The organism is Bacillus sp. AG4(2022), assembly GCF_031844465.1.
Classification (GTDB): Bacteria; Bacillota; Bacilli; order Bacillales; family Cytobacillaceae; genus Bacillus_AB; species Bacillus_AB infantis.
On sequence record NZ_JAUZVH010000003.1, the window covers coordinates 184,184 to 208,118 of the forward strand.

The 23,935-nt window shown below is 43.1% G+C and carries 27 protein-coding genes; 11 read left to right on the top strand and 16 right to left on the bottom strand.

Annotated features, from left to right (window positions below; translation table 11 throughout):
* The first annotated feature begins 380 nt into the window (after positions 1 to 380).
* On the top strand, positions 381 to 1,661 hold the full coding sequence (locus Q9R36_RS09775) for an MDR family MFS transporter (protein WP_101551176.1): 1,281 nt from the start codon (positions 381 to 383) through the stop codon (positions 1,659 to 1,661).
* 189 nt (positions 1,662 to 1,850) lie between these two features.
* On the top strand, positions 1,851 to 3,083 hold the full coding sequence (locus Q9R36_RS09780; protein ID WP_101551174.1) for an aminopeptidase: 1,233 nt from the start codon (positions 1,851 to 1,853) through the stop codon (positions 3,081 to 3,083).
* Between the two features lie 139 nt (positions 3,084 to 3,222).
* On the opposite strand, the gene Q9R36_RS09785 is transcribed toward Q9R36_RS09780, so the two are convergent.
* Positions 3,223 to 4,404: a DUF4309 domain-containing protein gene (locus Q9R36_RS09785; protein ID WP_094769793.1), complete on the bottom strand. Its 1,182-nt coding sequence runs from the start codon at positions 4,402 to 4,404 to the stop codon at positions 3,223 to 3,225.
* A gap of 351 nt (positions 4,405 to 4,755) precedes the next feature.
* Between Q9R36_RS09785 and Q9R36_RS09790 the strand changes: the two genes are divergently transcribed.
* Positions 4,756 to 5,031, top strand: a complete 276-nt coding sequence (locus tag Q9R36_RS09790; RefSeq protein WP_035401821.1) for an acylphosphatase — start codon at positions 4,756 to 4,758, stop codon at positions 5,029 to 5,031.
* 46 nt (positions 5,032 to 5,077) lie between these two features.
* Here Q9R36_RS09790 and panF read toward each other — a convergent pair whose 3' ends face one another.
* The 4 genes from panF to queF all read right to left on the bottom strand — a co-directional run bounded on the left by panF (position 5,078) and on the right by queF (position 8,280).
* Positions 5,078 to 6,526 (bottom strand): sodium/pantothenate symporter, encoded by a 1,449-nt coding sequence (gene panF, locus Q9R36_RS09795; protein ID WP_101551172.1) that lies wholly within the window; start codon positions 6,524 to 6,526, stop codon positions 5,078 to 5,080.
* Entirely contained in the window at positions 6,523 to 6,813 is a 291-nt protein-coding gene (locus tag Q9R36_RS09800) for a YhdT family protein (RefSeq protein WP_094769790.1), read from the bottom strand. The genes panF and Q9R36_RS09800 overlap by 4 nt, the downstream gene beginning before the upstream one ends.
* A gap of 324 nt (positions 6,814 to 7,137) precedes the next feature.
* The gene (locus tag Q9R36_RS09805) at positions 7,138 to 7,767 is read right to left on the bottom strand and encodes a queuosine precursor transporter (protein WP_094769789.1); all 630 of its coding nucleotides are present in this window, start codon (positions 7,765 to 7,767) and stop codon (positions 7,138 to 7,140) included.
* 15 nt (positions 7,768 to 7,782) lie between these two features.
* Positions 7,783 to 8,280 carry a preQ(1) synthase gene (gene queF, locus Q9R36_RS09810; RefSeq protein ID WP_009792185.1) on the bottom strand — a complete coding sequence of 166 codons (498 nt, stop codon included), beginning with the start codon at positions 8,278 to 8,280 and terminating at the stop codon, positions 7,783 to 7,785.
* A gap of 335 nt (positions 8,281 to 8,615) precedes the next feature.
* Here queF and mscL point away from each other — a divergent pair, with 335 nt between their 5' ends.
* The 4 genes from mscL to Q9R36_RS09830 all read left to right on the top strand — a co-directional run bounded on the left by mscL (position 8,616) and on the right by Q9R36_RS09830 (position 11,207).
* Complete coding sequence (gene mscL / locus Q9R36_RS09815) at positions 8,616 to 9,005, top strand: large conductance mechanosensitive channel protein MscL (protein WP_009792187.1); 390 nt, start codon at positions 8,616 to 8,618, stop codon at positions 9,003 to 9,005.
* 56 nt (positions 9,006 to 9,061) lie between these two features.
* Positions 9,062 to 9,700: a Bax inhibitor-1/YccA family protein gene (locus tag Q9R36_RS09820; protein WP_009792188.1), complete on the top strand. Its 639-nt coding sequence runs from the start codon at positions 9,062 to 9,064 to the stop codon at positions 9,698 to 9,700.
* A 325-nt stretch (positions 9,701 to 10,025) separates the two neighbouring features.
* Positions 10,026 to 10,445, top strand: coding sequence for an AhpC/TSA family protein (locus tag Q9R36_RS09825; RefSeq protein WP_101551170.1), 420 nt, complete (start codon positions 10,026 to 10,028; stop codon positions 10,443 to 10,445).
* Positions 10,446 to 10,757: 312 nt separating this feature from the next.
* Positions 10,758 to 11,207, top strand: a complete 450-nt coding sequence (locus Q9R36_RS09830) for a hypothetical protein (protein WP_101551168.1) — start codon at positions 10,758 to 10,760, stop codon at positions 11,205 to 11,207.
* A gap of 114 nt (positions 11,208 to 11,321) precedes the next feature.
* Here the strand turns inward: Q9R36_RS09830 and Q9R36_RS09835 are convergent, their stop codons facing one another.
* From Q9R36_RS09835 to Q9R36_RS09880, 10 genes are all read right to left on the bottom strand, one after another.
* On the bottom strand, positions 11,322 to 12,119 hold the full coding sequence (locus Q9R36_RS09835) for a hypothetical protein (protein WP_129613988.1): 798 nt from the start codon (positions 12,117 to 12,119) through the stop codon (positions 11,322 to 11,324).
* 349 nt (positions 12,120 to 12,468) lie between these two features.
* Positions 12,469 to 13,011, bottom strand: a complete 543-nt coding sequence (locus Q9R36_RS09840) for a hypothetical protein (protein WP_240684366.1) — start codon at positions 13,009 to 13,011, stop codon at positions 12,469 to 12,471.
* A 218-nt stretch (positions 13,012 to 13,229) separates the two neighbouring features.
* Entirely contained in the window at positions 13,230 to 13,778 is a 549-nt protein-coding gene (locus Q9R36_RS09845; protein WP_240684365.1) for a DUF4367 domain-containing protein, read from the bottom strand.
* A gap of 489 nt (positions 13,779 to 14,267) precedes the next feature.
* Positions 14,268 to 15,563, bottom strand: coding sequence for an IS110 family RNA-guided transposase (locus Q9R36_RS09850; protein ID WP_094770069.1), 1,296 nt, complete (start codon positions 15,561 to 15,563; stop codon positions 14,268 to 14,270).
* Between the two features lie 211 nt (positions 15,564 to 15,774).
* A complete protein-coding gene (locus tag Q9R36_RS09855) occupies positions 15,775 to 16,281 on the bottom strand; it encodes a hypothetical protein (RefSeq protein ID WP_101553037.1) in 507 nt (168 codons plus the stop codon).
* A gap of 182 nt (positions 16,282 to 16,463) precedes the next feature.
* On the bottom strand, positions 16,464 to 16,676 hold the full coding sequence (locus Q9R36_RS09860; RefSeq protein WP_101553035.1) for a PF20097 family protein: 213 nt from the start codon (positions 16,674 to 16,676) through the stop codon (positions 16,464 to 16,466).
* Between the two features lie 256 nt (positions 16,677 to 16,932).
* Positions 16,933 to 17,106, bottom strand: coding sequence for a hypothetical protein (locus tag Q9R36_RS09865; protein WP_165352707.1), 174 nt, complete (start codon positions 17,104 to 17,106; stop codon positions 16,933 to 16,935).
* A 210-nt stretch (positions 17,107 to 17,316) separates the two neighbouring features.
* Positions 17,317 to 17,880, bottom strand: coding sequence for a hypothetical protein (locus Q9R36_RS09870; protein ID WP_101553033.1), 564 nt, complete (start codon positions 17,878 to 17,880; stop codon positions 17,317 to 17,319).
* Between the two features lie 177 nt (positions 17,881 to 18,057).
* A complete protein-coding gene (locus Q9R36_RS09875; RefSeq protein ID WP_101553031.1) occupies positions 18,058 to 18,291 on the bottom strand; it encodes a DUF3951 domain-containing protein in 234 nt (77 codons plus the stop codon).
* Positions 18,292 to 18,545: 254 nt separating this feature from the next.
* Positions 18,546 to 18,968 carry a hypothetical protein gene (locus Q9R36_RS09880; RefSeq protein ID WP_101553029.1) on the bottom strand — a complete coding sequence of 141 codons (423 nt, stop codon included), beginning with the start codon at positions 18,966 to 18,968 and terminating at the stop codon, positions 18,546 to 18,548.
* Positions 18,969 to 19,520: 552 nt separating this feature from the next.
* Between Q9R36_RS09880 and Q9R36_RS09885 the strand changes: the two genes are divergently transcribed.
* Complete coding sequence (locus tag Q9R36_RS09885; RefSeq protein WP_094768163.1) at positions 19,521 to 20,255, top strand: ZIP family metal transporter; 735 nt, start codon at positions 19,521 to 19,523, stop codon at positions 20,253 to 20,255.
* 342 nt (positions 20,256 to 20,597) lie between these two features.
* Here Q9R36_RS09885 and cccB read toward each other — a convergent pair whose 3' ends face one another.
* Positions 20,598 to 20,927 (bottom strand): cytochrome c551, encoded by a 330-nt coding sequence (gene cccB, locus Q9R36_RS09890; protein ID WP_022543358.1) that lies wholly within the window; start codon positions 20,925 to 20,927, stop codon positions 20,598 to 20,600.
* A 271-nt stretch (positions 20,928 to 21,198) separates the two neighbouring features.
* On the opposite strand from cccB, the gene Q9R36_RS09895 reads away from it, so the two are divergent.
* The 3 genes from Q9R36_RS09895 to tatA are packed head-to-tail and all read left to right on the top strand — an operon-like array spanning position 21,199 to position 23,919.
* Entirely contained in the window at positions 21,199 to 21,954 is a 756-nt protein-coding gene (locus Q9R36_RS09895) for a gluconate 2-dehydrogenase subunit 3 family protein (RefSeq protein WP_101551766.1), read from the top strand.
* Positions 21,955 to 21,973: 19 nt separating this feature from the next.
* Positions 21,974 to 23,683, top strand: coding sequence for a GMC family oxidoreductase (locus Q9R36_RS09900; RefSeq protein WP_253616254.1), 1,710 nt, complete (start codon positions 21,974 to 21,976; stop codon positions 23,681 to 23,683).
* Between the two features lie 20 nt (positions 23,684 to 23,703).
* Positions 23,704 to 23,919: a twin-arginine translocase TatA/TatE family subunit gene (tatA, locus tag Q9R36_RS09905; RefSeq protein ID WP_101551768.1), complete on the top strand. Its 216-nt coding sequence runs from the start codon at positions 23,704 to 23,706 to the stop codon at positions 23,917 to 23,919.
* Positions 23,920 to 23,935 lie beyond the last annotated feature (16 nt).

Below are 23,935 nucleotides of genomic sequence, written 5' to 3' on the forward strand. Positions count from 1 at the left end.
GGCGTCACATAAGAATTTATCATGCCCCTCCGAAGCTTTCGGAGGGGGGTTCCGAGAGATTTATAAATAAGCGGACAGGTTCCGAAAGAGGTTCCGAATGCCTCGGAAGGCTTTTGCCCGAAAGGCCATTCGTTCAGAGGGAGGCTGCGAAACTTTCGGAAGGCGCCATAGCACTAGAGAGTGCCTGGCACCTTCAAAAGACACTTTCCCTCTATTTATCCATTTGCCGTGCCTGACATACTCTTCGCACCATATGTTGCCTGATAAAACTTTGTTATCTCACCCTCTCTTCAAAAGAAAATTCAGCACTCATGCACCTGTCATTTTTTTCAAAAAGGTAGTATGATAGCGATATTGACCAGAGAAGTGAGGATTTCAGCATGAGAATCAGAGATTGGGATTTTAATCTGAAGGTGCGCCTGTTCGGCGAATCTTTGATGAATATTACGTTTTGGATGTTTTTTCCGTTTTTGACGATTTATTTTGCGGAGGCGTTCGGCAAGGATAAGGCCGGCCTTCTGCTTATTTTATCGCAGGTGTTTTCTGTATTGGCGAACCTGATGGGCGGCTATTGCGCCGACCGTTTCGGCAGGAAAACGATGATGGTGCTGTCGGCCTTCGGGCAGGGGATCTGCTTTATCCTGTTTGCAGTCGCCAGCTCCCCTGCCATCGAATCCTATTGGCTCGGCTTTATCTGCTTCACCTTTGTCGGAGTGTTCGGCGCCTTCTACTGGCCGGCAAGCCAGGCGATGGTGGCCGACGTGGTCGAGGAAAAGCACCGCAGCGATGTGTTTGCGATCTTTTATACTTCCATCAATATTGCGGTGGTTGTCGGGCCGATCCTTGGGGCGCTCTTTTATGTGCAGTACCGCTCACAGCTCCTCTTGATCGCGGGCATTGTCTGCATCCTGCTCGCATTGGTTCTGGCGAAATGGACGCGCGAAACGGTTCCGGAGAATACAGCTGTCGCAGGGGAAAATGATAAATGGTACAGCTTCCTTGGGGCCCAGGTGAAGGATTACGGCATCATTTTCAGGGACAGGACCTTCCTGCTTTTTATCATCGCAGGCGTCCTGGCCGCCCAGACATTCATGCAGCTGGACCTGCTGATCCCTGTTTATACGAAAGAGGCCGTCGACAACCAGTCCCTCTTCAGCATTGGAAGCTGGTCGTTCACTGTCCACGGCGAGCAGGCTTTTGGCGTCCTGCTCTCGGAAAATGGATTCCTGGTGGCATTGTTCACAGTCGCTGTCACTAGATATGTAGCCAAATTTAAAGAGCGGAATGTATTTGTCACCTCTTCCCTTTTCTACGCTGCCAGCATTATTATGTTCGGGCAGACGCAGTGGATCTGGGGCCTGATCATTGCCATGGCCATCTTTACTTTAGGAGAGCTGATGGCGGTCGGGCTTCAGCAGAGCTTTGTGTCGCGCATCGCCCCGGAGCATATGAGGGGCCAGTATTTTGCAGCAGCCAGCCTTCGTTTTACCGTCGGGAAGACCATCGCTCCCATATCGATTCCACTGACCGTCTGGATCGGCTATGACTGGACCTTTGCCATTCTCGCGGTGCTTGCAGTGATAAGCGCATTTCTTTATTGGCTCATGTTTGCCTTATATGAAAAGCAGGAAAAACACCCTGCCAGACAAAACTCGATTTAAGGCCGGCGATAAGCCGGCTTTTTCATTTTTAAAATAGCCTGATGGGAGGTATCCCGGTGCTCCCATTGCAGGTTCGTATTAGGGGGCCTTGCATTTTTCCCGTGAAAAAGGAATCAGGCCAAACTGTTTCTTTTTCACGCAGAAACCGATAAAATGTAGAAGAAGATTCTGAAAAAGGAGATACATAATATGAGCCAATTCCAGCAAAATCTCGAAAAATATGCCGAGCTGGCAGTCAAGGTCGGCGTCAATGTCCAGGAGGGCCAGACGCTTGTAATCAACGCAGCACTTGATGCAGCAGAGTTTGTACGCCTTGCCGTTAAAAAAGCCTATGAAACAGGAGCAGCCAATGTGGTGGTCAACTGGTCTGATGATACAGTGACACGCCTGAAGTATGATCTAGCGCCTGAGGAATCTTTTACAGAGTATCCTGAGTTCCGCGCCAAGGAAATGGAAGACCTCGCAGAGAAGGGCGCTGCGTTCATGTCAATCGTATCTGCAAGCCCTGACCTGCTCAAAGGGGTCAAATCCGAGCGGATCGCCAATTTCCAAAAAGCAGCCGGGAAAGCGCTGAGCAAATACCGCCGCTACGCACAGTCTGATAAGGTAAGCTGGACGGTCATCGCTGTCCCATCTGAAGGCTGGGCAGACAAAGTATTCGCAGACGATCCTAAGGAAAGCCGCGTGGAAAAACTTTGGGATGCGATTTTTAAAGCAACGCGCGCAGACCTTGAAGATCCTGTGCAGGCATGGAAGGATCATGACGCTTCCCTGCATGAAAAAGTCGATTACCTGAACAGCAAAGGCTTCAAAAAGCTGCATTATACAGCGCCAGGCACTGATTTGACCATCGAGCTTCCTGAGAAGCATCTGTGGGTCGGGGCAGGCAGCGTCAATGAAAAAGGCCATGAATTCATGGCTAATATGCCGACTGAGGAAGTCTTTACCGTTCCGCTTAAAACCGGTGTCAATGGGCATGTTTCCAGCACAAAGCCACTCAGCTATGGCGGCAATATCATTGATAACTTCACGATTACCTTTGAAAACGGGCGCATTGTGGATGTGAAGGCTGAAGAAGGCGAAGAGATCCTGAAGCAGCTTGTTGAGACAGATGAAGGCTCCCATTACCTTGGAGAAGTAGCCCTTGTGCCGTTCAACTCGCCGATCTCACAGTCCAACCTGCTTTTCTACAACACTTTGTTTGACGAAAATGCCTCTAATCACCTGGCAATCGGAAGCGCTTATGCATTCTGCATCGAGGGCGGCAAAAAAATGTCCTCTGAAGAGCTTGCTGAAAATGGCCTGAACGAAAGCCTTACACATGTCGACTTCATGATCGGCTCAGCCGAAATGGATATTGACGGCATCAAGGAAGACGGACAGTCAGAGCCCGTTTTCCGCAAAGGCGACTGGGCATTTTAATTGATATAACAAAAGGAAGCTGCGGGCCATTTAGGCCTGCAGCTTTTTGCTGTTAACGACGTTCAGATTGACAGGCCCCTCCAGCTGATCCACCCCAACAATCACGTTCTTGTATACCCTGACTGGTTCTGTTCATCCCTTAAAGCTTCCTAAGCTGAACAGACTTTATTTTTCCTGACTGGTCTGCATACACATCAATATTGTATTTTCCGGCAGCATAGATCGCCAGCACCTCTGTTCCTCTCCTGCTCTCCCTGAACGGCTCGCCGAACATTTTCTTGATATCTGCAAGCGTTGACTGCAGGCGGATTCCGGGAATTGAAACGACAGCTACCTCTTGTGTGGCTTCATCATAAAAATACGTTACTTCTGGATATTTCAGGTACGCATATTTGCCTTTTTTCCCTGCCTCGATAGAAGGGGGGCTCGCCTTTTTGACATCATTGATATTCGTGCCGATCGGATATTGGCTTCCGGTCAGTATGCCTTGTGAGGCTTTATCGATAATGCCCTTTTCAAGCTGAATGTTGTAGAACGGATGATAGTTTTCTTCGGCTGCACTCCAGATTTCAAACCATTTTTCCCCTTCGCCCAGACCGTCCTTCATGTCAGAATCATCGTAGACCGTCTCGCTGACCTGTTTGATTTCCAGCTTTTCCTTGTCGAATGCCCATGTTGAAAAAACCCATCCTTCATTGTCATCAATAGAATTGACTGTCTGGATGTATTCCTGTTTGATTGCTTTGATTTCAGGTCCGAGTATGGACCTGATTCCCTCACCGGACTGGACGATTTTCAGCTCTCCATTCTGGATGCTGTACAGCTCTGCCGAGAACCGGCTGTCCCCCTCAGGCTGGACGATGGCAAGCAGGGTCTTATCACCAAGCTTAAGCGGATACGCCCCTTTTACTTCTTCATTGAAAACAAGCGGCAGGGATGAAAGAATATCCTGCTTAAAGGCAGACTTTGCCCCTTTTTTGGCCATATAGACTGAATAATTCCCTTCATGCACCGTGTCCTGCTTATCTCCTAAAACGCCTGCTTGTTCAAGCTTGACGGTTGTTTCATTTTCCGCATAAATATAGACTTCATAAGCCAGGCCTTCATCGGCAGCTTCAATGCGGTAAAGGGACTTTTCCTTAAGCCATGAAGTATCCTTTTTATCCTTGCCTTCTGTCTGGATCGTCAGGATAGCAGAATCGTCTTTCTGTTTCTCTGTTTTGTGCGAAATTTCCTCTGCAAGTGATGTGTGGATCTGATTGCTGCACGCGGCGGTTAACATTGACAGCACCATTAGCATTGCATATATATATTTATTCATCTTATCTCCCACTCATTTTAGCTCGATTTTGATGCCGGCTGACGCTTTTTCCCTGTCATGGCCGGTCACATTTCTAAAGTTTAACAAAGACATTTGTATTCTACAAATCTGTTTTAACTGGTTTTTAAACAGTTTGTAATCTAATTGTAACATAAAACCGGAAACTTTTTTAACCCCTTCTTTTACAGGCAGGTATTTCCATCTTATTTCTTTTTAAAGACTATCTACACCATTCGTTAGGCCGGAAAATTTTATGGGGGCCGACCTTTATTTTTTCTGTCTTCTTGAATATTGCATTAGCCCCTCTTTTGTGGGACGATGTAGGTAATTATGGTGCCGGAGGAGAAGAAGATGATCCATTTGAACATTATAGTTTCCGGAAAGGTGCAGGGAGTGGGATTCCGCTTTTTTGCACAGAGAAAAGCTGTTCAATACGGCATCAATGGCTGGGTGCGCAACCTGGATGACGGTTCTGTGGAGATCCGGGCAATCGGAGACAAGAAACAGCTGGATTCTTTTATGAGGGATTTGAAGAGAGGCAACCCCTTCTCGGCGATCGATCAGATGCAAGTGGATGAACTGGATGGCCAGGGCGAGCTGTCTTCTTCCTTTAAGATAAAATATTAGTTCATACACAAAAAGACGGGACCAGCAAAAGCTGTCCCGTCTTTTTTCAGGCTGTCTGCCCCATATCTTTCTGTGCTGTTCCGGCCGTCAGCATGCTGATGAGCATGTAAGCGGCAAATGACAGGATGATCGGCATGATGACTGTGTTCATGCCAAAGGCATTCGGATAGTATGTATAAAAAAGGATATACGAGACTACCCCGGTGATCATGGAGGCAATGGCTCCATGCTTATTTCCCCTGCTCCAGTACAGGCCAAGGACGACCGGCCATATGAAGGCAGCCTCAAGCCCTCCAAAGGAAAACAGATTGAGCCAGATGATCAGATCCGGCGGACTGAGCGCCATCAGGCAGACCAGGATTCCGAGGACCGCTGTAACGCCGAGGCTCAGCTTCTTAACCGTCCCTTCACTTGCATCAGGCTTGATATAATTCAGATACACATCCTTCACGACAGCCGAGCTGACGAGGAGGAGCAGAGAATCGACAGTCGACATGATCGCTGCCATCGGGGCGGCCAATACTACCCCTGCCAGCCACGGTGGCAGGACCTCCATCGCAATGAGCGGCATTACCTTGTCCCCCACCTCAATACCAGGCAGGATCGGACGCGCGAACACGCCGATCAGATGCATGCCAAGCATGATGAAGCCGACCACAAAGGTCCCGATGATGATCGCCCTGTGCATGGCCTTGGAGTTTTTGTAGCTCATCGCCCTGACAGTCACCTGCGGCAGGCCGACCACCCCCACGCCGACAAGAATCCAAAAGGAAGAAACATAGAGCGGGGACAGTCCGCCATCAAAGCCATACGGCGAAACAAGCCCCGGATTTTCCGTCCTTAGATCTGTGATGATATTTCCAATCCCGCCGCCGGCAATAATGACCGCAATCAGAAGGATCAAGGTACCCGCAAACATGATGACCCCCTGGACCGCATCTGTCACAGCCACGGCCCTGAAGCCGCCGATGATGACATATACAAGGACTGATGCCGCAAAAATGAACAGGGCAGCCCCATATGAAAGGCCTGTCAGCGATTCGATCAGACGGGCGCCGCCGACCCACTGGGCCGCCATGGAAGCGAACAGGAAGATGATGATGCTCAGCGCTGAGAGCAGCACCACCCACTTGCTCTGATACCTTTCTTTCAAAAAGTCGATCAGTGTGACAGCATTATACTGCCTGGCGACAATCGCAAATTTTTTCCCGAGCACCATCAGCACAAAATAGCCTGTCACAAGCTGTGACATCGCAAGCAGCACCCAGCCGAGCCCCTGGGTGTAGGCGACACCGGGTCCGCCGATGAAGCTGCTGGCGCTGCCGTAAGTGGCAATCATCGTCATGGCGAGGATGAATCCGCCCAGCTCCCTTCCGCCGAGGAAGTATTCCTGCAGAAAAGAATCTGTCGAGCGGACATGCCTGCTCGCCCAAAAGCCTACCAGGAAAATCGCCACCAGGAACACAAGAAGCGGGATAATGACACCTATATTCATTCCGCCTTCCCCCCTTCTTCACTGTCATCGAAAGGGACTTCTTTAAACAGAAACTTCACGGCTGCCCAAACAAGGACAAACACAACCGCAAATCCCGCCACACAGCTATAGAAAAACCAGGCAGGCAGCCCCATGATATATGTATACTCTTCGACAGGACCTGAGCCCATCCCGTAAGCAAAGCCAAACCACCACAGAAAATTAAAAAGGACAAGACCGATACCGATCCAGGCTTCCCTCTTCGCCACCTTAAAACGGGGATCCTTCCCCCCGGCTTTATTATCCAAGTCCTTCCCTCCTTATCCCATTATCCTTCACAAAAAAATTAAGAATTATTTCCACCTTGATTGTAAACCAAAAACACCGAACCAGAAACAAAAACTTGGTTTCCGTGCCAGGCACCGCTGGTGGACACTTTTGCCCCATTTGTCTTTTTGCGGTGCCAGGTACCCTCCGTGGACACTTTGGCTATGTTTGTCTTTTCATGGTACCTGGCACCATCGGTGGACACTTTGGCCACATTGTCTTTTCATGGTACCTGGCACCATCATACAGCATCATCAAAAAACAGCCCCCTGCTAGAGGCTGTTTTCATGACGCAGATTCTGCTGTCAGCCTGCGAACTCGCCAGGCTGCTTTTTTTCTTTTCTGGCCATGCCCACCAGCAGGTAAACCAGGGGTGTATCAATCAGCGCGACAAGGAACTTAAAGGCATATTGTGTTCCGATCATCGCAAGGAGCGCCCCTGCAGGCATGGTGCCGTAAAAAGCGATCAGAATGAACACAGAGGTATCGATCAGCTGGCTTGAGACTGTGGACAGATTATTACGGATCCACAGTTTCCTGCTGCCATGCTTTTCCTTCAGCTTATGGAAGACATACACATCCAGGTTTTGGCTGACCAGATAAGAAATAAGGCTTGCAATGGTGATGCGGAAGCTTCCGCTTAAAATTGTTTCAAATTCAGCCTGCGCTCCAAAGAATGGCGCTGATGGCAGATGGATCGCCGCAAAAATGAAAACGGCTGACAGGAGCTGTGTTACGAATCCGGCGAGCACGGTCTTCCTGGCAGCTTCTTTTCCATAAACTTCACCGATGATATCAGTAATCGGATACGTAAAAACATAAACAATCACAGCCGCCGGCAGAACAGCCCAGGATCCCAGGCTGAACAGTTTGACGGCAAGAATATTGGATAATATGAGCAGGCCGGCAAATGCGGCATTCAAATATAATAGCAAAACGTCTGTCTCCTTTTAACGGTTGTCGATGGTTTCAGGGTAAAGATCGTGGTTCATCATCCTGTACTCTGCCATCTTTTCATATTTTGTGCCCGGCTTTCCGTAATTGGTATACGGATCGATGGAAATGCCGCCGCGCGGAGTGAATTTGCCCCATACCTCGATATAGCGCGGATCCATCAGCTCAATCAGATCATTCATGATGATGTTCATGCAGTCTTCATGAAAGTCGCCATGATTGCGGAAGCTGAACAGATACAGCTTCAGTGACTTGCTTTCAACCATTCTCTGATCAGGAATATAGCTGATATAGATGGTCGCAAAGTCCGGCTGGCCCGTTTTCGGGCACAGGCTTGTGAACTCCGGGCAGTTGAATTTTACGAAATAGTCACGGTTCGGGTGCTTATTATCAAAAGCCTCCAGGATGGACGGCGAGTATTCAAACAAATACTGTGTCCCCTGATTGCCAAGCAAAGTAACATCCTTCAATTCTTCATCTTTTCTTCCAGACATAGAAAAAAGCCTCCTCATATGGTACTGCGCATACAAGAGAGGCTCCTCGATATATAAAAATCAGCCCGAGAAAAATAAAAACCATATCCCCGCGGATATGGCTGATCAATTTTATCAGAACCATAGTTTTTTATAGAGGGTTTGTTGCTATGAACCTCTCCTGCATGATGCAGGAATGTCGTATATTTTTTTGTCCTCTGTAACTATAGTGAAAAAGCCGGATTCTGTCAATACCATGCGCGGGAAGCTTTTCTCTCCTTAACAACCGGCTCTTTTATAAGTATAATAACTTTTATCGCTATACACCTTGGACAAAAAAGAAAGGAATGACCTATATGCTGAAGGAATTCAAGAAATTTGCCATCAAAGGCAATGTGGTCGATCTGGCAGTCGGTGTGATCATCGGCGGAGCCTTTGGAAAAATCGTCACCTCGCTCGTCAATGATATTGTCATGCCATTTCTCGGACTGCTCACCGGAGGGGTTGATTTTTCCGAGCGGTCTGTAAAAATCGAGGACGCTACCATCAAATATGGTGCATTCATCCAATCTATCATTGATTTTGTCATCATCGCCTTTTCCATCTTCCTCTTTGTCAGGTTCATCAACAGGCTGAAGAGCAGGCATGAACAGGAAAAGCAGGTAGAAGAAGCACCGACCGTCGATGCGAAGGAAGAACTGCTGAAAGAAATCCGTGATCTATTAAAAGAAGAAAAAATGAATTGAAACCTTACCCGATTTTCTGCGTATAAAAGGTAATCAATTCATATGAGGTGAAACATATGTATGCACAAACTGCCAACACCGGCTATCTTCCATCTGTTTTAAGAGCCTTTGCCCTGTCACTGGCATTTGCCTTTCTCGGGACGATGGCTGGCGTCTATATCCCTCCGGCGCTGTTTCTGCCGCTCGTCATCCTTGAGCTGGCCATGCTGATCGGAGCGTTCTTCTTAAGAAAGAAAAAAGCAATTTCCTACACTTTTCTGTACAGCTTCACCTTTATTTCGGGGATTACAACCTACCCGATCATTGCGCATTATATTGCGACATCAGGTGCCAATACCGTCCTGATGGCCGTCGGAACAACAGCTGTTGTATTTGGCGGACTTGCTTTTTATGCAACCACAACCAAGCGTGACCTCTCATTTCTCGGCGGCATGCTGATGGCAGCCCTGCTGGCTCTGATCTGCATCTCCATTTTCCATATGATCTGGCCGTTAAGCTCCACAGCACTGCTCGCTTTTTCCTTTATCGGCGTGCTAGTCTTCAGCGGCTATGTCCTGTTCGACTTTAACCGCATGAAGCAGTACGGAGTAAGCGCTGAGGAAGTGCCGCTCATGGCGCTGAATCTTTATCTTGATTTTATCAATCTGTTTATCAATATTCTTAGGATCTTCGGCATTCTGGCCAGTGATGACTAAGAAAATAATGCGCCTTGATTCTGTAAATGAATCTGGCGCTTTTTTCCGGCAGAGAGTCCCGAAGTCCGGCAGATTCAGAAACTTTGGCATTTTCCTTCAAGCACATCACCCGATCCCCTTTTTTTGCCCATTCCCCCCTCTTCCGTTATGATAGAGCTAATTCTATTAAATTTGTTCTGAAAGAGGGATGGGTATGGATTACAAATTAGAGATCCCCGGTTCGCAGGATACGATCACTTTGGGTGAAGCAATCAGCGGACAGGATACGATGCTCGTTTTTGTCCGCCACCTTGGCTGACCAGTCTGCAGGGAATATCTCGCGCAGTTGCGTGAGCGCATAGCAGAAATTGAAGATAAAAGGTTTCACGTGAAAATTGTGGCGCCTTCCAAAGGGGCGTTCATTGAACAATTCCTGGAGCATTTCGGGCCGTTTCCGTTTCCGATTTACGGTAATCCGTCCCGGGCAGCGTATAAAGGAATGGGCCATCAGATGATGCCGAAGTGGAAGCTTCTTGCAAAGGCCGGGTTCGGATTTGTCACCGGACAGGTGAAAGGCTTTATCCCGGATGAAGAAAAACAGAAGCAATTTGTGATGAAATCGATGAAGACGCAGGATGTTTATATCCAGGGCGGAACTTGGCTATATTCATCACAGGGTGAGTTGCTGTGGAAGCATATTGATCCTTCACCGGAAAACCATGCCAGCATTGATGAAGTTTTGGCGGTCATTGACAGCCGGGGCTGAGAGCTGTAAAATGACGCGCCTCCACATTTGTAACGGGTTTTCTGATGAGGTACAAAACGTTAAATCGCAGACTAATCACACAGTAAATCACACAAATTCCACACACAAATCACAGTATATTCGCAGTCAAAAAAGGCTTAGAGTATTTCCAACTCTAAGCCTTTTTTGTAGTAACTTATTCCACTAAAGCACCCGTTTGTTTAAGTGCACTTATTCACAAATTCAGCTTTAATTTAGGAAGGTGCCTATTTCTAAATTAGGTTGTATATTTTTTCAAGTTAGATTCACCCTAAGAAAAAAGGGTGTGAAATCTTGAGAAGAATCAATACTTCAATTCTGATTTTAACATTACTTCTAACATCGATTCCCATTAATGCATTTGCTGTATCTCCTGACAAGCTGCCGGTAAAGGTCACGTCCGAGCAATGGAGCTTGGAGATAGGAAAACCAGATAGCCCTGTTTCAAATAATAACAAATCAAGAGATACTAATCTCTATAATCGTTACAGCATGGATTTAAAGAACATTGGTAATAAAAACATCAAGTTAATTAGGATTGAAGCCTTTAGAGATGATCCAAAGCTTAAATCAGATATAGAATTATTTACTATCGAAAGCGATAAACTTTTAACGCCCACTTTTCATCACAACAATTTTCCTTTATTAAATGGAGCTAAATTAAAAGTAATCGTTACTTGGACCGTAGACCAAAACGGAGATTCTGAACGGAAATATCAGGATCGTTTTATCTTTGATAATTAATCCATGTGAGAGGAGATAATCCTCTCTTTTTTATGTGATCTTTGGTGTCCAATGCCTCTGGAAGTTGTATTCTCTTGCACAAACCTGCCCCGTTTGTGGATTAACAAATGAACATTAATTTATTTCCCACTTTATGTCGATTTTCCCTTTCAAGTTATCACCTGTGACTATCAACATATATTCACCTGCTTTTTCTGCATTAAACTGGATTGTATTCCTATCAATACCTCTATATTCCTCAGACGTATCTTCTAGTTCTGTCACCCCTACATACTTACCATTATCATCTAAGATATGATATCCATATCCACCTCCATTTAGTGGCTCAAATGATATATAAAACGTTACTACCTCTCCCTTATTTAAAAATATTGGAATCTCATTTTTCCCATTAAAACGCTCAAACTCTGCGGAAAAATTTGAATTAGTTTTCTCTTCAGTCCAACCTTCTTTAATAGTAAAATCAAACAATCTTATACAGAGCATTAGAGGGAAAACTAAAAGAAAAATCCATACTAATTGTTTTCTTTTCTTTAATAGGGAGGAGCCAAAGATATAGATAAATGCACATAATGCACCAACACTTCCAGCAATTACTGAAAACAAATTAACACCCGTAATTAGAAAAAACACAAGAAATCCTGCTAAACAGTGCAACAGCACTCTCGTATGGTATTTGATCTCTATCCATTTAAATGTTACTAAATCAATTAGCAATGTCGTCATTAGTGCATATCCGCATATCAAACCCCAGATCTTAATATTCAATAAATTTTCGCTAAACTCATACAAATCAAATCCAGTTGCCATAATGATATACAAACACATAACAATTACTAATAAACCAAGGGCTGCTAGTTTATTCAGTATGTAATCCATTAGATTTTTATTAAACTTTGTTCCTAAAATCATAAATCCCCCTAAATGTTTTCTCCAGATGGTATACATTATATATTAGCGGATATTACAATATTTAACACGTTAGATATTAAGAATGATTCTCCAGACACTTAAAAATGAAGATTAGTATGCCTACTGGTTATAACTCCTCAATATTTTGAACCAGTTGTTCAAGGAAGTATAAACAGCAGTCTACAACAATCCTGCTCCTTTTATAGAATAACAAAAAGCCGCCAAATGTTAATGGCAGCTTCTATTAGACACAGGCACTTGTAGTTACACAAACTAAATATCACTTTGACATGGCTAATTACCAAGAAAAGAAGCGTTCCTTTTCGGTGATTATAACAATGAGGTCTTATTAGTCTGGAAAAATCGAATTAGCAATTGAAACCAACATTTCTGGTGGTACTTTATTGGCAATCCTCTTTGAAACACCGAGCATGTATTGCCAATGGTCCTTTTCAAAGACAAGCAATGTATGGTTCCTGTCAACAATGTAAACAGCTTCTTCTCCATTTTGAAGTCTGTATATTTTTTGATCACCTTTAGTCCTGAAGTCAATCTTATTCTTTAATGGTCTTATATCAATATTAAAGTGATTTTGACCCTGGTCTTCATTTATAAACTCTATTTCTAAGCCATCATTAATGCCGTATCGTTTGTCCTCATAAAACCTTCCGAAAATGTGGGTGAAAGGTATAGGCGGCAATCTTGTTGGCAGCTTTAAGTCTTCCTTGAAGTGCTCTTCAAACTCCCTTACTGCCTCCTCAACCGGCTTATACCCGAGCTGAGGGTATATTTCTTCTAAAGGTTGAGGTTTGTCTTCCTGGGCAGCATATGTAGGAGCAGTGTTCAATCCAAGGGTTAAGAAACTTAAAATACAAAGTAAATGAGATCTCATTTGCATCCCCCTTAATCAATTTAGGGATATCATGTCCAGGATTGCTGATTACATCCTTTTCAACATAAAATAATTGAAAGTCTTCATTTTTTACCGTTTGAGCTGCAATAAAGGTTAGATTTATTTACATGAAAATTTACTAAAACATACTTGCCCCTTTGGACTAATATGGAATCCCACAAAAAAAGCGTCAGTCCTGCTTAGACTAACGCTCTTGCTTATTTTGCTTTTAATGATTTTTTCATTGAACGTGCAATATCCACCATCTTCGCCTTTGGTATCCTTGAACTATGTATTTCAATATCAGTTCCTTTTTGCGACCATTGAAGTAATCCTCCAGTAATAATTTCTCCTTTACGGTCAACTTCACCGTCATTACCCCATTTAGTTAATCTGCCTAAATGTCCATTTATCGATATTGTTTTGGCATTAGGGATATACTCTTTTGTTTGTTTAGCTATACTCTTCTTTTGAGTAATGCTAACCAACATTTTTCCATCATTTCTATCCATATAATGCAGACTAAAGCTGGTGAAATCGGTCTTTGTTCCCCAAGGGTAAGTTTTGATTTCTAGTGTCCAATCGTCTGGTACATTTTCAGGTACAATGACATTAAAAGGAACGTGCTTTTTAACTTCGGAAATAGTCATACTGTTATGGTTATATTTGATTTCTTCTTTTAGTGGTACTTCAATGGCTTTAGTATGATTGGCAGCAGCAAGTACCATAAAGCAAAAAACGAGTAATATTCCTAGTTGTCTGTTCATATGAACACCTCGATGTAAGTCTGCCCTTACCAAGGTTTCTTTATTTATGACTTCTTATTAAGCTAACCTCCCTCAATAAAAGAAGCTAAAACGCCGATTTACTCATGTTTTCTTAGAATTTCATAGTTGTTTACCAAACGGTAAATGCCTTTATATCTGGAGTATATATACTTGAAAGGATATTTCTGGACACAATGAGAAAAAAAGAGCTATAACCCACTAATCAACCTCTTACAGAAATTGGTGACTGAGTAAAAATATAACCGCACTGGTGGATGTCCACATCTACTCATGGAGGTCAACCCTCCCATGTCTCACAGAGTCTTCGCTCTCAAATTCCTTCGTCCAACCTTTCCATGAGGTGGATGTCAGCCATGCTGCCCCACAGGGTCCAAGCCCGTAATTTAGTTGCTTTGCCGACTAATCCGTGCTTCAAATGTCTCCAAGAATATAAACCCACAACTACTAATTATCTAAACCAAACTAGAATTAAGCGGCCAATTCTGCCTGCTTTAATAATGCCAAATGAGGGATGTCCTTTAACATTCTTTCTTCACTAAATTCAAACTGCTTTTTACCAATGCCAAAGAAGATACGAATCAATTTATTACACAAAGCAATCAGGGACTGCATCTTCTTTAACGGATTATCCGGACGTTGAGTATAGTAGGCATGTAACGACTTAAATGCAGTATTCTTGGCGACGAGAATCATACAGACCCTGAATAACAGGGCCCTGAGTTTCTTTCGGCCTCTTTTTGTGATGGTCGTTTTTCCTTTGTGTTTACCGGAAGTATTTTCTTTTAGGCTTAAGCCAGCCAGCTTGATAATTTGCCGAGGATGATTGTATTCGCCTAAATCCCCTACTTCCGCGAAAAAGCCGGCAATTGTATCCCTGCCCACACCTTTTATCGCTAACATTTGTTGTACGCCTGGTATTTCATCAAGCAGATCGTCTATTTTTGTATCCAATTCTTCGAATTGTAGCTGAATTAATTCATACTTAGCGAGAATGGTTTTAAGCTCCAGTCTGGCCATTTCAGCACCTTGTCGAAGTCCGATGGACTTACAGGCTGCCTGCATTAACTCCCGAATTTTGGTTAATCCAACGCTCCGTGATACGGATTTTCTCAAATGGACAAGTAGTTCTTCTTCGGAGAATACAGCTATTTCATGCGGCAGGGCATAGAGCTTTAAGAATTGTAAAGCAGCCTTACCTTCCCATTTCTTAAATACCTGAAGGAATTCCGGAAAGTACCGGTCAATCCAGTTGTGCACCTGTCCTTGGACCGTTTGTAGGTCTTCAGTTAAAAGATCGCGTATTTTCTTTGCCACACGGAGCTCTGCATAAACACCTTGCGGTATGGTTGGTTCGGCGTATCTTCCGTCCTTGACCAGTTGAGCTATGACCTTTGCATCTTTCACATCATTCTTGGTAGGTGAGTTATCATCCAACTCCTTGCTTTTCTTGACGTGCAAGGGGTTTACTGCGACAAACTTAATTCCGTTTTCTTTTAAAATATGAGCGAGGTTAAACCAATAGTGGCCCGTTGGCTCCATGCCAACCATCACTTTGTCCATACGCTGTTCTTTTTTAATTCCAGAAATCCAATTCAAGAATTGCTCAAATCCCTCTTTTGTATTTTCAAATTGACAAGGAGATCCAAACTCCATTCCCCTAAAGTCCTGAGCACGTGCCACATGCTTGAACTTCGCAATATCGACTCCTATAATAAGAGTTTGAGAAGTAATTTGAGCAATCTTCTTATTCTGGTTATAATTCATTTTAGTGCCTCCTGGTATTTGAGTTATAGTCCTTTTTGCTTGCCGGCTACAGGACTCTCTCATTCTACCAAGAGGTTATTTTTTTGTTCAAACCCCATTTTCCTTCATTACAGGAATGCTGCCCCTTTAGTTCAACAAAAAAGCCGCCTGGTTCGGCAGCTGATATTGAACAATTGCCCATTTTAGTTGAAAGAGTTTATATCAGTAATTGTCAATTTTCAGTGCATTTGTTCCAATTAAAAGGCATCAGTTGCAGCTTTTCTGCTTTCTTTTCATCTACTGACATAACAACCCAAACTTCACCCATTTTATGCAATTCCTTTTTGACATTGTTTCCTTCGATTCTTTTATAAAGAAAATATCCTTTTGACCCTTCTAAGCCATTCTCTAAGAACAATCGCATTGAACCAATACTATGACCTACAAATAAATGCTGTAATGAAATTTTATCAGAATGGTCATTAATTTTATCCCCTACTTTTAAGTTTAAGTCACTGTGCTTAAATTCTTGATACCCAGATAAGTCTAAGTTGTAGCTCTTAACAATATCTTTTAGTACACTGTCATCAAATTTTATCCATTTCTTTTCAAATTCCTTTATACATACACTTTTAGGTGGCTTTCTTTCTCCTTTTGAATTGGCTAATACATTTACATTATTTGTTCCGCAAATTATGATACTGAACATAAGTAATAAAAGAGAAAACCTTTTTTTCATTCTTCAGCACCCCTAAATTATATTTAGGGGTATTTTTCCCAATTAAATTAAGACTATTCTTATTGAACAAACCTGCCCCTTTTATAACATAAGCAAAGCGCCATGGTTTGGTAGCTGATCTGGAACGTAAGCACCGTAAGTCTAATAAGATAAACTTTTAAAACTACATTTTATAGTAACGATTATTCGTATGAAAAAATAACTAACTTACACGTTTCACACCTATATGCTGGGATTTTGCCGATTTTAACTTCTGCTTTATCTACTAATACTTCATTTCTAAAATCAAAGAAAACTGAATCACTAGATTCCGACCAACATATTCGGCGAGCAGAATAAATATATCCTTCCATTACTTCATTACTACATTTAGGGCATTCTATAGCAAATCCCATATAGGTACAGCCACCTTTCCCATCTTTCTTTTATAAAAATAAACAATTATCATCCCTTTTTTGTTAAACAACATTGTTAATTAAATTCATCCAACCTATCGAAAAGCTTCCACCTAAGTAAGTAGTTACTCATTGAATAATAGGTGTTTTACAAATTCCTTTTTGTTCTAAACTGTCCCTTTTATGGATTAAGAAAAGCCGCCTAACTTCGGCAGCTAATCTTTAACATAAGTCTCTGTAATGATAATAAAGTTAATTACTCACCACCATTTGTATATCTGTTGTCTCCCATCATATAGTTAGAACTATCCCCAGGTTTGGAGTTTGGATTGGTTGGTATATACGGATTATTGTTGTTCTTCTTGCGTCTCCAGTCTATAAATAAGGCGAATAATAAAACCCCAACAATTAAAATTACAAACCACCACATCTCTTAAGCCCCCTTTGTTTTGTTTCATATCACCTACATTATATTCTAGACTAAATATACGGATAGCCATCATTAAAGTTTCAATTTTCTGAACTCTAACATAGGAATTCATTAATCAACAAACCTGCCCCTTTTATCAAATAAGAAAAGCTGCCTGGTGTAGCAGCTGATCTGGAACATAAGCACCCCTTACTTTAAGTAACACTGAAATCAAATATCACAGTTATCAAGGTCAATTTCGTACTCTTTTGGAATGTAATTTAACATTTTTATTGTACTATTGATTCTATTATCATTAGTTATTACAGTGAATCCAACTTCATGTATATCAACGAACGTTGCTACCTTTTTCCAATCAAGATTAGGGAACTCTGTTGGATGAATCCATTCCACATTTGGCCATAAATCATCATAATGGATACCATTACCTTGAAACAAAAACGAGCCAACCCCATTACAAGCAGACCACTCACAATATCCCGTTATTAGTTTTAATTGAGCATTTGTTTCTACTTTGAGAGTCATCCATTCACTTTTTTTATTTATTTGACATTCAATATTAAGCAGTTTCATTTGTCCTATTTCCTCATCATCTATGAACATCATTGGTAAAACCAAGTATAAAGGAAATTTAAGTGTAGCTTTTATGAAATTGTTAGTAAAACCTTCAAAATCTCTTAACATAACTCCAATACTTAACACTGTGAAATCTTTCTTATTAAACTTAATCGAGTTAATCAAGCTTATATGACTATTTTGAATGAAGACTGACATTTATAATCACTTCCTATCGTTAACATCTTTCATAATAGAACTATTAGTATTCAATAATCCTGCCCCTTTTGTTATATAAGATAAGCCGCCTGAATCGGCAGCTGTTCTGGAGTATAAGCACTTGTTTGTTGAAGAGTAACTAAAACAGTTTGAGGTTTAGTTTAAATATTGTTCACTTTAGGAATTTGTTTTCATTTTATTCTTATTCTTATCGTCTCCTTGATCTTCATCTACTACAACAATTCTTTGTTCTTCGTGAAATTCAACTTGAGATTGTCCAGTAATTTCATCAAGTGGAGTGTAAAAAGGAGTTAAAGTTTTCTTCTTAACAAACGCTTTATAAAAGAGAATTAGGACGAAAGAAAATAAAATAGCTGGTAACCCTGCAACCATAAGAAGCATTAAAACCATCCATATCCCCCTTTCTTTCATTCCTCTTAAGACTTACGAATATAAACCGTTATAGTTTCAATGATTCTAACTTATATGTTTTAAAACAAATCTTGACGAAGCATTGCTGGAGAAGTCCAATGAGGACATTTCAGAAATGAAGAATGAATTTATATATATTAAATAATCCTGCCCCGTTTATTGAAAAATAAAAGGTGCCTCAATTTATCCTGGACAAATAGAATCCTTTAATTGATCTAGTGAATCGTATATAGCTAAGTATATTGATGGAAATTCGTCCCACTCGGCATTACTGATTTGATGAATGCGATATCTTTTTTGTTAACGTTGGGTGCAAAAAACTCATTCCCCCAATGTTCGGAATGAAAAATGGTAGTGGCATTATTCATTAAAAAAATTGAGAACCACTTTATCTTCCCCTCTACATTTACATTATTAATTAATAAATAATCTACAACATCCGGTGTTAAATTTCCCTTGAATAAAGTAAGGTTGTACTCCTTCGATATTTCGAATGATCCTTTTAATATAGTTTGCATTTCTTTCACAATACCCTTTTCCTCATTCCAACAATGAATTTCAATAGTATTTGATTGCACTAAGAAATACTTCATCAAAGGTACCCAGTAATCAGCTTTTTCATAAACAGGTAAACTAAAATACAGTTGGTAATTCATCTAATCCCTCATTTAGTTTAAGAAAATTCCGATTTTTATTTTTCCACTTCTTCAATAACTGATATTATAAGTAATTTATTCAATTTCTTGTTCAGCTAACCTGCCCCATTAGCATAAGTAAATCTTTTCATAAACTCTGATATATATTTCTAATATTACTTTAACATATATTCCCAACAACCTTCGTGATTGCAACATAATGCACTCACTAAAATTTTCGCACAATAATCATTACATACTATGATTTGATATGTGAATTGGGAAAAAGTGAATGACTTAAACTCGCAAATATATTGGTATATCAATAAAAACGCACTGTGAATGATATTGTGAATTCATGTGGGTTTTCCTATGTGTTATATCATGTTTGCACTCCTGGACTAAACCCGTTATCACATTTGGAGGGCGTTATTTTTTTTGCCCAAAAGCAAAATTTGTGCATGCCCGAATTAAAATACTTTATTTGCCTTATGGTTGGCTGTATACTTAACACAAATTATCTGTGTTAAACGTCTGCATATTTTCAGTCTGGCAAAGATCAGGGGGCTTATCATGCAAGAGGCAATTATCGGCAGCATTCTTTCTGCCATGGCAACAGGGGCCGGAGCGATTCCGATCCTTTTTTTCAAAAGCGTCACACACAAGTGGCGGGATGTGCTATTGGCCTATACGGCAGGCATCATGATGGCGGCGTCCACCTTCAGTTTGATACCGCAGGCGCTTGAATCCTCCAATATGATTGTTCTGACCATCGGTCTCCTCCTGGGGACGTTTGTGCTGAACTTTCTGGAAAAGCATACACCGCATATCGATCTGGAGCATACCAAGCTGAATATGAAACTGGAGCAAAAGGCCGTGCTGATTGTCGCAGCCATTACACTCCACAATCTGCCCGAGGGCCTGTCGGTCGGTGTCAGCTATGCATCTGACGGCGGTGAGCTTGGTCCGCTGATCGCATTTGCCATCGGCCTGCAGAATGCGCCGGAAGGATTTCTGGTCGCTCTTTTTCTCGTCAATCAGAATATTTCCAGATGGAAGGCTTTGGCCGTTGCCACACTGACCGGGATGGTAGAGATCGTGACAGCCATTATCGGATACTTCCTTTCCCGCAATATTGAGGGACTTGTTCCTTATGGGCTGAGCTTTGCAGCCGGCGCGATGCTGTTCATCATCTACAAGGAATTAATACCGGAAAGCCATGGGGATGGAAACGAACGGTTCTCGACCTATTCCTTCATCCTTGGCCTTGTGACCATGCTCGTCATGATCAACAGCTTCGGCAGCTAGAATTATTTCCAGATATTTCTGCGGTTTAAATGTTTTAACCTTGTACACCCGGGTATATGTATAATGCAAAGCCAATAACAAACAGAAGGGACTGGTAAACGATGAAAAGGTTAACAGCGACTTCACCGTTAGACATTGGCGATGCAAAAGGCACGGATTTTGCAAGGAGGACAAAAGGCACTACAGTATATAACCGATATACTTAGAACCGATTTCCCCCATGTACTTTGAAGTGCTGAGAAAAAAGGCAGGCTGGATGGCCTGCCTTTTTTATTTTTGTAAAAAAACAACCAGAAAAGCTGGCCTCCCTCCCGGAATGCCAGCTTTTTTTATGATATTTTATTATTTTTTTTCTGCCAGCCAAGCTGCAACATTGTCAGCCTTCTCGCCTTCAATCAGGTTAGCCGGCATTCCGCCGCCGCCTTCTTCAATCTTAGTGCGGATTTCTTCTTCACTTAAATCACTTCCAACATTCTCCAGGGCAGGACCAGCTCCGCCGCTGAGATCACCGCCATGGCAGGATGCGCAGCTCTGCTGGAAGGTTTCCTCTGCAGCTGCCGTATCTACCTCACCGCCGCCTCCATTGCTTTCGCCGCCGCTGCTTTCTTCCCCGCCGCCGCAGGCTGCCAAGCTGAGTACAAGACCGGAAACAACCATCGCTCTTTTTAACATTCTATCTCCCTCTTTCTTTCTGCTGATTACATATAACAGTTCCACTTTGACTTTTAAGCTAAACCTGAATTTTTAAGGTGACATCCTTGGCTTAAAAACCCGCGGCACTTCTTTCTCCAAAAATGTAATTGTTATCCCAGTTATTTAGGACTAAAGTATCAATTCAAAAAAGAATCCTGCATTCTATGTTTAGTAGAAAAACAAGAGTGGAAGCTTGATAGAGTATTTTCTTTCCTATTTAATATATTTTTTTCAAGAAGGAGGAACAATTATGGCTGACCAATCGACTGGTTCAAAAATGTCGAGACGTAAATTCATACGCAATTCCAGCTATGTTGCAGGTGGATTGGTTGGTGGCGGGCTGCTCGGGGGACTGATCGGATCCAGGATGAACGGTTCTGAACAGGCGTCCAGCTCCAACTCTGAAGGACACAGCTCGTCCAATTCACATCAGCAGGCACCGCTTTATTTTACAAACCCGCAGAAATTCGAAGTGCTGCAGCAGGCAGTCGAGCGCATTTATCCACAGGACGAAACCGGTCCTGGCGCAATCGAACTCGGGGTGCCCTTTTTCATCGACCATCAGCTGGCAGGTGCGTGGGGCAATAATGCACGGGAGTATATGCAGGGCCCATTTTTCCCAGGCTCCAATTTCCAGGGCTATCAATCGCCTCTTAAGAGGAATGAAATGTTTGATACCGGGATTGACCGGATTGAATCCTACAGCCAGGAGAAGTTCACGAAGGGCTTCGCCGATCTGGAAGGAGATCAGCAGGATGAGATTCTGAAAGATTTTGAGGCTGATAAAGTTAAAATACGCGGCGTGTCTTCCAAGACCTTTTTCAATCAGCTCAGGGCCGCAACGATAGAAGGAGTCTATGCGGATCCGGCTTACAGCGGAAACATCGGCATGGAAGGCTGGAAGATGAAGGACTTCCCGGGGCATCAGATGAGCTACATAGACAAAATCGAATCAGACGAATTTATGGAAATCGAACCAAAAGCACTTCATTCTTATACAAACTAGATAGAAATCGGGGGATATCATGGCAAAAACTTTACCAAAGACAGATGTAGTGGTAGTCGGAGTAGGATGGGCAGGCGGCATCATTTCCGCCGAGCTCGCTAAACAGGGCATGAAGGTTGTCGGGCTTGAACGCGGTAAGGAAAGGGGCGTCAAGGACTATTATGTTGTCCACGATGAGCTGCGCTACGCGATCCGCTACGAATTGATGCAGGATTTATCAAAAGAAACACTCACTTTCCGAAACACTGCAAAGGAACGGGCTTTGCCGATGCGCCAGCTTGGATCGTTCCTGCTTGGGGAGGGGCTTGGCGGTTCAGGTGTGCACTGGAATGGCCATACCTTCCGTTTCCTGCCTTATGATTTTGAAATCAAGTCACAAACGGTGGCAAAGTACGGCGAAAACAAAATAAAGGGCCTCCAGGTACAGGACTGGGGCATCACCTATGATGAACTTGAACCATATTACGATACTTTTGAAAAAACAGCCGGCATCGGCGGCGAGGAAAATCCGTTCGGCGGCAAAAGGTCCAATCCCTATCCAAACCCGCCAATGAAGGAAACGCCTCTCACCAAGCGCTTCAAGGATGCGGCTAAGAACCTGGGAATGAAGCCTTACCACATGCCTTCTGCCAACATGAGCCAGGCTTATGAGAACCAATATGGCGCCAAAATGGCAGCCTGCCAGTACTGTGCTTTCTGCGAGCGCTTCGGCTGTGAATATGGCGCAAAAGCGGATCCAACAGTTTCAGTCATCCCTTATGCAAAGGATACTGGAAACTTCGAGCTCCGCACCTATTCCAATGTAACCGAGGTCCTTCATGACGGAACGAAGGCAACCGGAGTCAGATATGTCGATGTGCTGACAAAGGAAGAATTCATCCAGCCAGCAGACATCGTCGTTCTGACAAGCTATGTCATGAATAATGCACGCCTGCTGCTGTCTTCAAACCTTGGCAGGCCTTATAATCCGGAAACCGGACAGGGCGTTATCGGGAAAAATTACTGCTATCAGATCCTGCCAGGCTCAACCGGATTCTTTGATGAAGAGCAGTTCAATACATTCATGGGAGCAGGCGCACTCGGTGCCTCTGTCGATGATTATAACGGAGACAATTTCGACCATTCTGAAGTCGACTTTATCCATGGGGGCTCCATTTCACTGAACCAATCAGGAAAGCGCCCGATCCAGACAAATCCGGTGCCGCAGGATACGCCAAGATGGGGTAAAGAATTCAAGCAGCAGTCTGTTAAATATTATACACGCCACCTGAATATCGGGACCCAGGGTGCATCTATGCCGACACAGTACAATTATCTTGATCTTGATCCATCCTACAAAGATGCATTCGGGCTTCCGCTATTGAGGCTGACGTATGACTTTACCCAGCAGGACAAGAATTTGTATAACTATATCGGCAAGATCACCGACAATATCATGAAGGAAATGGGCGCAAACCTGGTCAATGACCGCAGCCCGCTTGAGCATTATGATATCGTCCCTTACCAGACCACACATAACACGGGCGGTGTCATCATGGGGGCTGAACCGGAAACGTCAGCAGTGAACAATTATTTGCAGATGTGGGATGCAGAGAACCTCTTTGTAGTCGGAGCATCCGCATTTGCCCATAATGGCGGCTACAACCCTACCGGCACTGTCGGCGCATTTGCCTACCGTGCCGCAGAAGGCATCATCAAATACAGCAAACAAGGCGGAGCCCTTGTATAAATGAAAAGGAGTGAAAAGAAATGGGATTCACTAATATCGGCATTCCCGGCTTAATCATCATTCTCGTCATCACCCTGATCATCTTTGGACCGAAAAAACTGCCTGAAATCGGTTCAGCCTTCGGGAAGACTTTATCCGAGTTCAAGAAATCAGCCAACAGCCTGATGAATGATGACGATGAAGAAGACAAAGCAAAAAAAGCAGATCTGTCCAAGGACAAGAACCAGCAGATCTAACAGCAGGGAGGGATTA